We start from the raw sequence: 11,954 nt of genomic DNA on the forward strand, positions 1-11,954 counted from the left end.
CGGGGCGGGGTTCCAGGGTTGCTTGCGCTTAGAAGTTCCAGCGCGTGCTCAGCATGACGTTGCGCGGATCACCGTAATAGGACGTGTTATAGAAGCCGATGTTGGTGTAGTAGTACTTGTCGAACAGGTTGTTCACGTTCAGCGTCGCGGAGAGATTGTCGGTGATCTGGTACTTGGCCATCACGTCCACCAGCCAGTAGGCCTCTTGGGTGAAGTCTTCGTTGCGACCCTTGCCACTGTTGTACACGTTTTGCCAGGATTTGCCCTGCCAGCGCGCGCCGCCACCGACGGTCAAGCGGTCCAGCGGGCCTTTGAACTTGTACGAGGTATAGAAGCTGACCTGATCCTGAGGCTCCCAGGTCGAAACCTTCACGCCATGCTCGTCGCGGATGACCTTGTGGGTGTAGCCCGCTTGAGCTTGCCAGCCTGGAGCCAGTTCGCCAGACATTTCCGCCTCGAAACCTTTGGTCTTGGCAGTAATGCCCTTGTAGGCGAACTGGATGTCGGGGTTGGTCGGGTTGGCGTTGTATTGCGCATCGGCTTCCGAGCGGTTGGTTTCATGCACCTCGAAGTAGGCCAGGCTGGTGTTCAGTCCGCCGTTGAAGAACTCGCCCTTCACGCCGACTTCGTAGTTCTTGCCTTCGTCCGGTTCCAGCAGTTTGTTTTCGCTGTTGCGGTTGTACGCCTGCGGCATGAAGATTTCGCTGTAGCTGGCGTAGGCGGTGAAGTTGTCGTTCAGGTCATAGGTAAGGCCGGCGTAAGGGACGACCTTGCCGGTTTCCGTGGAATGGTTGTCACCGGTCAACCAGTAGTTGGCCACGCGGCTGCCGAGGAAGACGTTCAGGTCATCGGTCAGGTTGAAGCGTGCGGTCATGTAGCCAGCCGTTTGCCGAGTGGTTTCATCAATCACTCGGGTTGGCGTGCCCCAATTCGGCTCCGGGAAGTTGCCGTCGAAGTTCCAGAAGTCAACGACACGGCCATTGAGGTGAATTGGCGCACCATAGTCCTTGCCTCTCCAGCGGGAGTTGGAGGCCGAGCCACCAATCACCAGTTCATGCTCGCGACCACCGAGGGTGAACGGACCGCTGGCGTAGATATCGCCAGAGTCGGCGCGGGTGTGGCCGGTGAATTTGTTTGCGTAGAGTGTCGACAGGCCGGTCGCTGGGAACGGGCCGAGCTGGATTGCGCCCATCGGTGCGTCATAGCCGGTGAACTGGTGGGTGTACTGGCCCTTCAAAACCCAGCCGTTGGAAAAATTGTGTTCCAGGGTGGAGAAGACGCTCTGGGTGTACTGCTCCCAACTGCTCCACTTGGCGCCGTTGTTGAACGAACGCTTTACATCGATGCGGTTGCCGCTGCGATCGAACAGCGGGCGGCTGCCCGACCAGCCCGAGCCCTTGGGATCACTGTTCTGGTAGTCGAAGCCCACCGTCAGCAGGGTATCTTCGTCCAGGTCGGCTTCCAGGGTACCGAAATAGACGTTGGTCTTGCGCTCATAGCGGTCCATGAACGAGTGCTTGTCCTGGTAGGCCGCCACGGCACGCCCGCGTATGTTGCCGCTCTCGGTCAGCGGGCCGCTCACGTCGATCTGGGAGCGATAGTTGTCCCAGCTCCCCGCACCCAGGTCCAGGCTCGCCTTGAAGTCGCGAGTCGGCTTCTTGCGGATCAGGTTGATCGTTGCGCCTGGCGCCCCCGCTCCGGTCAACAGGCCGGTTGCACCCTTGAGGATTTCCACGCGGTCGTAGATCGCCATGTCGCTGAGGGTCTGGCCCGACGAGTAGGCCGAGTTGCGCAGGGTAGGGATGCCGTCATATTGGAAGTTCTCGACCGAAAATCCACGGGCGTAATAGTTGGTACGCTCGCTGTCGAAGGTCGATACGGTAATGCCCGGTGTATGGCGCATCACGTCATCAATGGAGTTCAGCCCGAAATCATCCATATGCTGGCGGGTGATGACCGTGATCGACTGTGGCGTTTCACGCGGGGTCAGCACCATCCGGGTCGCGGTGGCAATAGTGCCCGGCGTGTAGGACCCGCTGCCTTCGGTGATCGTCCCCAATTGGTTGGCGGTCACCTGGGTCGCTCCCAGTTCCAGCCCCGAGGTGGCGCCGGCCGTGATGGTCATGGCATTGCCCTGCTGGGCGTGGCTGACACCGGTGCCCTTGAGCAGGGTGGTAATGGCCTGGGTCGGTTCCAGTTTGCCTTTCACCGCAGTGCTGCTTTTGTCCTGCACATCTGTCGGGCTGTACAGCACCTGCAGATTGGTTTGACGGCCAAACTCCTGCAGTGCCGTCCCCAACGGCTGTGCAGGAATGTCGATCTCGATCTCTTGGGCCTGTACATAGCCCGATAGCGGTAACGAAACCGCCAGGGCCAGGGCACATGGCTTCAGGTTGACGTTCAAGGCCCTGCGCATGGACAGCGCCTTGCTCAGGGGGCTGAGACCGAGTCTTACTGACATGGATGTTTTCTCTTCTATGTTTGGTTGGGCAGTTTTTAGATGTTTATGAGGTTGGTTCTCATTACCACTAGTGAGACGTTCCTGCCTGGAGAAACCGGAAAAAGAAAATTCATGCAGGCTCCATTTCGTGCACTACCTTGCCGGCACGCAGGCGTACCAATTGGTCGGCGATGTCGAAATAACGGTCGTCATGACTGATGACAATGATGGTTTTACCCAGGCGCTTGAGGTCCGGCAGCAATTCTGTGTAGAAGATCCTGCGGAACGCCGGGTCCTGGTCCGCGGCCCATTCGTCGAACACCAGCACCGGGCGTTCTTCCAACCAGGCATTGACCAGAGCCAGGCGCTTGCGCTGTCCGGTGGAGAGGTCGGTGGTGCTGAATGCGCCGTCCTTGATCGTGACTTTGTGGGCGATTTCCAGGCGTTCCAGGTACTGGGCCGCGCTGTCCAGCGACTGTTTTGCGCCACCCTGGACCAGGTCGTCGAACAGATAGTAGTCGGCAAAGACAGTGGTAAACAATTGGCGGTAATCGTCGCGGGTAGGGGCGATCACGGCTTCGCCATTGAGGTGGATTTCACCGGATTGCGGCTGGTAAAGGCCCAGTAGCAGCTTGATCAGCGTGGTCTTGCCACAGCCGTTCTCACCGACGATAAACACAATGTCGCCCTGTTTGATGCTCAGGTTGATGGGCCCCAGGTGGAACGGCTCGCTGCCTTCCACCGGTGGCGGGCTGTAGCTCACGCTGCGCAGTTCCAGGCTGTGCACCACCGGTTTGGGGGCTTCGCTGTCTTCCAGCAGCAAATGCGGCTCGGGAGACGAGAAACGTTCTGAGAGTTCGGCAATGCGCGAGAACGCGATCTGCGCGCGGCTGACGATCGGCAGCGCCGTCACCACGTGCTCCAGGGGGCCTTTCATGTAAAGCAGCACCAGCACAAAACCGGTGATCACCGCCGGGTCCGGGTTGGGGTTGTAAGCCTGGAACGCCAGCGCCAGCCCGATCACCACGAAGAACAGCATGGAACCAAAGGTTTTGGCGACGATAAAGATGTTGACCGAGCGGATCTGGATATCGCCGATCCGGTCGGCAGTGGCCTGGATCCGATGGGTATTCATGCGGTAGCGACGCGGTCTGTGGATGCGCAGCTCCTTGGCGCCGGAAGCGATGGCAGTGTAGTAGCGCTGCAGTTCGTCTTCCTGGTCGCGAGCCGCTTCAAAGCCCTTGATGCCTGCTGATCGCGCCATGTATTGCACGGCAGTACCGATCACAATCGCCACGACCATCATCAGGAACATCGGCACCGACAGGTACGCCAGGTAGCCCAGGCACCCCAGCGTTACCGTGGTGGCGATGGCCAGTGGTGTGAATGAGAAGGAAAAATCGCTGATGGTATCGACGTCATGAGTCAGCACCGGAATCAGCTTGTGGGTGCGGTAGCGCTCGATCTGCTCGATGGGCGCCGAAAGCACCTTCTCGCCCAGTTCCTTGCGCAGTGCCGCAATGATGCGTTGGCCTACGTAGTTGGTGCCGATATCCGACACGATCGAACTGACCAGCGCCAGCACACACAACGCCGCAAACGTCAGAATCACCCCCTGCGTCATCCCGGTGGACGAATGCAACGCGTTATTGATGGTCGCCAGCAACAGCGTGATGGCCAGGCCGCCGGCCATGCCCAGGGCGACGGAGACGGTCACGATGGTGCGAAAGGGCCTGAGCAATGCGAGCAAACCTTTGAAGGCGCCGCGCTTGGGGTCGGTCATAAATACTTCCCGGAAAGTGAACAAGAGGGGGCTGGGCACACAGACCCTTACCCATGACAAACGAAGGATTGGCGCGACTATTTAGCGCGGCGCGCCCGGCGGTGGCAGGGATGGATAAATTAGGCGGGGCCTGGTTCGTTCTTGTGGAGTAGCCGCACGCGTTTTGGCGCGTGCCTGATCTATCCAGCGAGAGCGAAACAATGACGAAAAGGAATCTGGTGTACGTGTGGTCACTGCGCAATGCCGCCGCCGACAAGGCTGGGCAGCCGGTGGCCTACAAGGACCACGAGCGCTACATGATGTCGGTGCTGGAATCCCTGGCAGGGGCGCTGAACGACACGCCGCTGGGCGAGGCTTACAACCTGGTGGGCGTGGTGTACGACGATGACGAGCAGAACCCGCGCGACCAGCAACTGGTCCGCGACTATGGCTTTGCCTACCAGCCGGGCCGCCAATGGCTGTACCCGGCCGACCTGCGCGTGCAGGGGCGGCTGGTCAATGACTTGCTGCTGAGCGTGCCGTCCACCTATCGGCGCCTGCCACGGGGTAGCGCGGAACACATCGCCGGCAAGCAGGACTTCGAACGTCGCCTGCACGACACGCTGGTGGAATTGAAGGCGGACATCGTGGTGCTCGACGGCCTGCTGGTGATCCTGGATGAGCTGGTGCGCCCGGGCGCGCCGTTTGCCGGGCGCATCATGAACATTCACCCCGGCATTACCCGCATCGAATCGCCGTACGAGCGCCGTGGCGCCTATGCCACCTGGAATGCGCTGTATGGTGCGCGGGGGCTGACGGTCACGGATTGGGCGACCAAGGCCACCACGCCCTCCGAGCCGCTGTACCTCACCGGTGCCTCGTTCCACTACGTGGACAATGGCATTGATTCGGGTGAAGTGTTCCACGACGTGCTCAAGACCGAGATCGCGCCGGACGACACCATCCTTGAGTTGCGCTGGAACAACTTCAACAACAGCCTGTTCCCGGCTTTGCATGAAGGGCTGGCGTTGTTGGCGCAGAAGGCAACCTAAAGCAACCACGGTTAAAAGTGTGGGAGGAGGCTTGGCCCCGATGGCGGCAGTGACTGATACACCGCCATCGGGGCAAGCCCCCTCCCACAAATGGATTTCCAGTGTTCCTGGAGGTCGCGCATGACGCGAAACCCCATCCAATCCACGAACATCGTGCATGCTGAAGGCAAGGGAATCTAAAGCCGCCATGGTTAAAAATGTGGGAGGGGGCTTGCACCCCGATGGCGGTAGTGACTGATACACCGCCATCGGGGGCAAGCCCCTCCCACAAATGGATTTCCAGTGTTCCTGGAGGTCGTGCATGACGCGAAACCCCATCCAATCCACGAACATCGTGCATGCTGAAGGCAAGGGAATCTAAAGCCGCCACGGTTAAAAATGTGGGAGGGGGCTTGCCCCCGATGGCGGCAGTGACTGATACACCGCCATCGGGGGCAATCCGCCTCCCACAAATGGATTTCCAGTGTTCTTGGAGGTCGCGCATGACGCGAAACCCCATCCAATCCACGAACATCGTGCATGCTGAAGGCAAGGGAATCTAAAGCCGCCACGGTTAAAAATGTGGGAGGGGGCTTGCACCCCGATGGCGGCAGTGACTGATACACCGCCATCGGGGCAAGCCCCCTCCCACAAATGGATTTCCAGTGTTCCTGGAGGTCGCGCATGACGCGAAACCCCATCCAATCCACGAACATCGTGCATGCTGAAGGCAAGGGAATCTAAAGCCGCCACGGTTAAAAATGTGGGAGGGGGCTTGCACCCCGATGGCGGTAGTGACTGATACACCGCCATCGGGGGCAATCCGCCTCCCACAAATGGATTTCCAGTGTTCTTGGCGGTCGCGCATGACGCGAAACCCCATCCAATCCACGAACATCGTGCATGCTGAAGGCAAGGGAATCTAAAGCCGCCACGGTTAAAAATGTGGGAGGGGGCTTGCCCCCGATGGCGGCAGTGACTGATACACCGCCATCGGGGGCAAGCCCCCTCCCACAAATGGATTTCCAGTGTTCCTGGAGGTCGCGCATGACGCGAAACCCCATCCAACCCGCGCACATCGCGCATGCTGAAGGCAAGGGAATCTAAAGCCGCCACGGTTAAAAATGTGGGAGGGGGCTTGCCCCCGATGGCGGCAGTGACTGATACACCGCCATCGGGGGCAAGCCCCCTCCCACAAATGGATTTCCAGTGTCCTTAGAGGTCGCGCACGACGCGGAAACCAATCCAATCCCCCCGCGTCTGTGGGTAGATGGTGTTGCGGTTGCCCGAGCGCGAAAACACCGGCGCCTCGCCCCAGTCATTGCCGCGAATCATGTAGCCCTCGCAGTTCGGTTCCATCCACGCACTGCCGTCGGTGGGCGCGCCGATGTAGTTGGGGTGTTCGCAGTCGGCCACGCGCTCGTAGACGTTGCCATGCATGTCGTACATGCCGAAGGCATTCGGCGGGTAGCTGCCCACCGGCGATGAATAGCTGTAGCCATCGGCCGGACCATAGGTGTTGGCGTGCTTGGCAATGCTGTAGTCCTTGCCCTCGTCGAACGGAAAGGGGAACGGCCCGGTGGAGCCGGCGCGCGCGGCGTATTCACGCTGGGCTTCGCTGACCATGTGGTACTGCTGGCCGGTTTTTTTCGACAGCCAGGCGACGTACTGCTTGATGTCGTCCATGTCCATGCACACCGCCGGTTGGCGCGGGCCCTGGGGGTAGCGTGGCTTGCTGGCGATGCATTCGCGGCCGGGACGGGTGTCGCCGTCGGCGATCTTCACGCCGGTCTGGCGGATGTAGCTGTCCCATTCACCGGCGGTGATATGGAAACGGCTCATGGCGAACGGCTTGGCGAAGGTCACTTCATGCATCGGGCCTTCATCCGGCTCGCGGCCGACTTCATCCTCGGGGGTGCCCATGGTGAAGGTGCCAGCCGGCAGCACCACCATTTCCGGGCAGTCCTTGCAGTCCTTGAACACTTTGCCGGGTTGCGGTGTGGCGGCCTGGGCCAGGTTGGGCAGCAAGGCGCCGCACAGGGCGGTGAGTGCCAATGCCGTGAGGGGTTTGTTCATGGGGTCCTCTCATTCAAAGTGGAAAAGCTGTGCGTTACACCCGCTGGCCCAGCAACGTCATGAAGCGCTGGATCTCATCGGAGGAATTCAGCAGGCCGGGGGAGGTGCGGATCACCGGGCCGACGTCACGGTCCACCGCGTCGATCACTACGCGGTTTTTCATCATGTAGTCGGCCACGGCATCGCTGTCCTGGCCCTTGACCCGGAAGAAGGTGAAGCCGGCCGACAGTTCGGGGCTGCGTGGGGTGACCAGTTCGATCCTAGGATCCGCCAGCAACTGGTCTTTCAATTCGGTATTCAGGGCGTGGATACGCGCCTGTACCTGCGCCTTGCCCAGTTGCAGATGCAGCTTGAATGCCTCATCCGCCGCCCAGCGATGCTCGAAGGCGTGATAGCCGCCCGGGGTCATGGTGGTGGCGAAGTCCTTGTCTTCGGAGAAGGTCGGCACCATCGGCGTCACGTACTGGTTTTGCGGGTCGCGGGCACACACCAGCCCGGTGCCCCTTGGGCCGAACATCCACTTGTGGGTGCCGGCGATGAAAAAGTCGCAGCGCATGTCCGGGAAGTCGAGGTTTTCCACGCCGAAACCGTGCACACCGTCCACCACATAGAGGATGCGGTCCCTGTCGTCTCGGTTGCGGTTGTGTTCTTCCACCAGCTTGCCGATCTCGCCGATGGGCAGTTTCACGCCGCTGCCGGACTGCACCCAGGTCATGCCGAGCACGCGGGTGTTGGGGCGGATATTGCGCTGGATATTGCCCAGCACCTCGTCCTCGGACACCTGGTTGGCGTTTTTGAACAGGCTGATCTTGCGGACCTGGGTCTGCTCCTTGCGCACCCGGAAGTCCAGGCTGAACTCGGTGGCGTAGTGTTCGTGGACAGTGGTGAGGATCTCCTGGTCAGGCCGCACCTTGATCCCGCCATAAATCATCGCCAGCCCTTCGGAGGTGCTGCCGGTGAGGGCGATCTGCGCCGGCGTGGCCTTCAGGTAGCGGCCGGCCCATTCGCGTACCTGGCCTTCGCGTTTCCAGGTTTCCTGCAACCCCCAGTCCATGGCCAGGCCCGGGTTGCGGTCGATCTGTGCGCGATAGCGCTCGATGGCTTCGCGTACCGGCTTGGGGTGCGTGGCCACCAGGAAGTTGGAAAAGTGCAGGTAGTCCGGGTCCTGGTTGAACAGTTGCTTGAAACCCGTCCATGGGTCATTCGATGCAGGGGCGGCGATAGCCTGGGGCAGCAGGGCGGTGCCCAGTGGCAGGCTGGCGGCAAATACCCCGGCCTGCTTGAGGAACGTACGGCGGTCGGTCATGGACTGGCTTCTGGATGATTAACGGTTGGCCAACGGCTTGGCGGCTTTTTGTACCTGGTCCCACACCCGCAGGAAGTTGCCTCCCCACAGCTTAGCGATATCGGCTTCGGAGTAGCCGCGCTGGATCAGTTCGGCGGTGACGTTGCGGATTTCACCGGCGTTGTTCCAGCCCTGCACGCCGCCGCCATCGTTGAAGTCCGAGGCGAGGCCGACATGGTCGATGCCGATCTTGCGCACGGTGTAGTCGATGGCATCCCCGAGGTCCTTGAGGGTGGCCTTGGGTTCTTCATCGAGGATGCCGTACAGCGCGCTGGCGTATTCGCCGAACTTGTGTTCCGGCCAGGCGGCGATGATCGCGTCGCCCGGCATCAAGGCCACGGCCAGGTTGGGCAGGGGCGGCAGGTCGAACCGTGCGCGCAGGGTGTTGAGCTTGTCCTGGGTCGGCTGGCTCAACGGGCGCAGGTAGGCGGAGAAGCCCACGATCTGCACCACACCGCCGCTGTTCTTGATCAATTGCAGCTCTTTGTCGCTCAGGTTGCGCGGGATATCCACCGACGCACGCGGTGCCGAGTGGGACGCCACCATCGGTGTGCGGCTCAACTGCGCCACCTGCTCCAGGGCCTTGGTCGACATCTGCGACACGTCGATGATCACTCCCAGGTCATTGAGGCGGTGCACCGCTTGCTTGCCGATGTCCGACAAACCGTCGAGGGCGTCGGTGGAGTCATTGAAAAACGGCAGCGGGCGCGACGAGTCCGACCAGGCGTTGTTGCCCACATAGCTGAAGCCGAACATGCGCATGCCCCGCGCCGCCCACAGGTCCAGCAGGTTCAGGTCGTTGCCCAGCGGGTAGGCGTTGAGCATGCTGATAAAGATCGCGAATTTGCCTTCGCCATGCAGACGTCGGAAATCATCCGGGGTGTAGGCGATGGCGACCTGGTTGGGGTAGTCGCGCACCATGCCGCTGATGATCTTGTAGCGCACTTCCTGTTCGTTGCGCGCGGCTTCGACAAAACCGTCGGTGGGCTTGTGCGGGGCGTTGGGGCCGTTCCAGATTTCCGGCCAGCCGAAAATCGTCAGTGCCGCACCGGACAGGCGCCCGCGTGCCGCCTTGGCCAGGTCGAACTGGCCGCTGCCGTCCTTGTCCGCCTCGTTGCCGGCGGTGCCGAAATCGATGGGCACGGTGATATGGCTGTCGAACGACAACAACCGGTCCTGCATTTCATTGGCCTGCTTGATTACTGCCAGTGGGTAGCCGGCATTGCCCTTGAACCAGTGATCCCAGACCAGGAAGCCGGCTCCGGCGCCGATGGCCAGTGCCAGCGGCAAGCCGATATACAGCGCCTTTTTCGAACGTGGTTTTGTCATTGCCATCTCAGTCAGTTGAGGCCTTCGCTATCAGGGAAGAACGAGTGATAGGCGGGGAAATTTAGGCGGGCAGGGCGCGCCGGTAAATTTCCCTGGCGTGCAAACGTTCTAGCTCTGATAAAGCCGTTTCCTAAGGTAGACAATGACCATCTCTCGACGTGGGTTCATCGCAGGCCTGGCGCTGACCGGCGCCGCTGTGCCGGCCGCCTTCTATGCCCATCGCGAGTTGACGCGCGAAGAAGAATTCCCCATCACCCCCGGTGAAGCCACGGTAGACCTGGCCGACACCGCCGGCCAGCACCTGGCGAACACACTGCGCGGGGTGTGGAGCCTGCGCCTGGAAGGCCGCGACGCCGGCCTCAAGGGCCTGCCGTTGGAAGGTCTGGAGTTGCTGCTGGACATCGCCCCGCGTGGACGTGGCTTGCGGGGTTACCTGGATACCGCCGTCCACCTGCGCGCCGAGGGCGAGCCGCGTTACCGCGTGCTGGGTGACCTGCTGACAGGCGAGAGCGCCATGCTCTATTGGCGCCTGATCGACCGCGACTCGGCCGATGGCATACCCGCCTATGAGTTCAAGATGACCCTCGACCAGGTCTGGGCGGACTTCGCCAACGCCGGCAGCAGCACGCTCAGCGGTCAGATCCTCGACCTCGACCGGCCCTTGGCGCTGGTCGAGCGCGATAACCGTTTCATCGCCCATAAGCAGTGGTTCCCCGAGGCCCGACAACGCATCGGTCTCAACCCGACCCTGCTGGCCTGGCTGATCTCCCCCGAACACCGTCTGTTCCACCAACTGTGGCACGCCACCCGTGACCAGTGGCACAAACTCTCCGAAGAAAAGCGCGACGCCCTGCGCGGCATCGGTTGGCAACCCGGGCCACGGGGCCAGGAACGCGACGCCCGGGGCAAGCGCAAGGACCGCAACGGCTCGGGCATCGATTTCTTCTTCATGCACCGCCACATGCTCGGCACCGCGCGCTCCATGCAGGACCTGCCCTCATGGTCGCAATTCCCCGAGCCGCAGCCAGCCCTGGAACGTGATCGCCTGGGTTTTCTGCGCTACTTCGACAACCACGACGGCTTTGCGCTGCCACCCACCTGGTCGGCACCGGATGACAGCGACTACACCCAGTGGGTCAGCGACATCAAGGCCGCCGAGACCTATCACAGCAATTTCCAGGTGTGGGAGTCGCAATACCGCGACCCACGCTACCTGGCCAGATTCACCCTCGGGCAGCTCGGTTCCGAAATGGAGCTGGGCCTGCACGACTGGCTGCACATGCGCTGGGCCTCGGTGCCTCGCGACCCGTCCAACGGCGCGCCGGTGCCGATGGCCCGTGACCCCTCCGACTTCGCCCCGCGTTGGTACGCGGCGGAAAACGACTTCCTCGGCGATCCGTTTTCCTCCCACGTCAACCCGGTGTTCTGGCACTTCCACGGCTGGATCGACGACCGCATCGAAGACTGGTTTCGCGCCCATGAGCGCTTCAATCCAGGGGAGGTCAGCCGCATGGAAGTCAACGGCGTAGCCTGGTTCGCGCCGGGCCGCTGGGTGGAAGTCGGCGATCCCTGGCTGGGGCCGGATACCCACGGCTGCAGCACCACGCCAGGGTTGCAGATGGGGCGTTCGATGGAGATGGACCCGGAGACCATGAAGCTGGCGCTGCGCATCACCTTCGATGAAGACGAAAACAGGCTGCAAGGGTTGTTCAAACGCGTGCCGAGACGACCGTGGTATGCCCGTCATTTGAAACTTGCCTGAACCTGTAGTGAGCAGGCCTGCTGTGTTGAGTGGGGCTGTTGTGGTGAGCAGGCTCGCCACAGCAAGCTAAATTGAACCAACCCCGTCCCCCCTTGTCCCCGCTTCCCATGTCACCCCCCGTCCGCCAAATCCCTTAATTTTCCAAGCCTGCCGGAAGCCTCTCCAGGCCCCCGGCTGCGCCCGCGTTTTTTGATGGCGGTGCGCCCAGC

The 11,954-nt window shown here is 61.4% G+C and carries 7 protein-coding genes; 2 read left to right on the plus strand and 5 right to left on the minus strand.

The features are described 5' to 3' along the window. Positions 1 to 28: 28 nt before the first annotated feature. A complete protein-coding gene (locus ACZ445_RS12000; protein WP_201026032.1) occupies positions 29 to 2,461 on the minus strand; it encodes a TonB-dependent siderophore receptor in 2,433 nt (810 codons plus the stop codon). A gap of 109 nt (positions 2,462 to 2,570) precedes the next feature. Beyond that, positions 2,571 to 4,223 carry a cyclic peptide export ABC transporter gene (locus tag ACZ445_RS12005; RefSeq protein ID WP_179029983.1) on the minus strand — a complete coding sequence of 551 codons (1,653 nt, stop codon included), beginning with the start codon at positions 4,221 to 4,223 and terminating at the stop codon, positions 2,571 to 2,573. A 200-nt stretch (positions 4,224 to 4,423) separates the two neighbouring features. On the opposite strand from ACZ445_RS12005, the gene ACZ445_RS12010 reads away from it, so the two are divergent. Then, positions 4,424 to 5,254, plus strand: a complete 831-nt coding sequence (locus ACZ445_RS12010; RefSeq protein ID WP_058427531.1) for a formyl transferase — start codon at positions 4,424 to 4,426, stop codon at positions 5,252 to 5,254. Positions 5,255 to 6,448: 1,194 nt separating this feature from the next. On the opposite strand, the gene pvdO is transcribed toward ACZ445_RS12010, so the two are convergent. From pvdO to pvdM, 3 genes are read right to left on the minus strand one after another with little or no spacing between them, the layout of a single operon-like run. Next, positions 6,449 to 7,309 (minus strand): dihydropyoverdine dehydrogenase, encoded by an 861-nt coding sequence (gene pvdO / locus ACZ445_RS12015; protein ID WP_058427314.1) that lies wholly within the window; start codon positions 7,307 to 7,309, stop codon positions 6,449 to 6,451. 34 nt (positions 7,310 to 7,343) lie between these two features. Then, positions 7,344 to 8,615, minus strand: a complete 1,272-nt coding sequence (gene pvdN, locus ACZ445_RS12020) for a pyoverdine-tailoring periplasmic protein PvdN (RefSeq protein WP_179029984.1) — start codon at positions 8,613 to 8,615, stop codon at positions 7,344 to 7,346. A gap of 18 nt (positions 8,616 to 8,633) precedes the next feature. Further along, positions 8,634 to 9,983: a pyoverdine-tailoring dipeptidase-like protein PvdM gene (gene pvdM, locus ACZ445_RS12025; protein ID WP_179040738.1), complete on the minus strand. Its 1,350-nt coding sequence runs from the start codon at positions 9,981 to 9,983 to the stop codon at positions 8,634 to 8,636. Between the two features lie 142 nt (positions 9,984 to 10,125). Here pvdM and pvdP point away from each other — a divergent pair, with 142 nt between their 5' ends. Continuing rightward, on the plus strand, positions 10,126 to 11,745 hold the full coding sequence (pvdP, locus tag ACZ445_RS12030; protein WP_058427311.1) for a pyoverdine maturation tyrosinase PvdP: 1,620 nt from the start codon (positions 10,126 to 10,128) through the stop codon (positions 11,743 to 11,745). The last annotated feature ends 209 nt before the right edge of the window (positions 11,746 to 11,954 follow it).

The organism is Pseudomonas allii, from assembly GCF_055380095.1.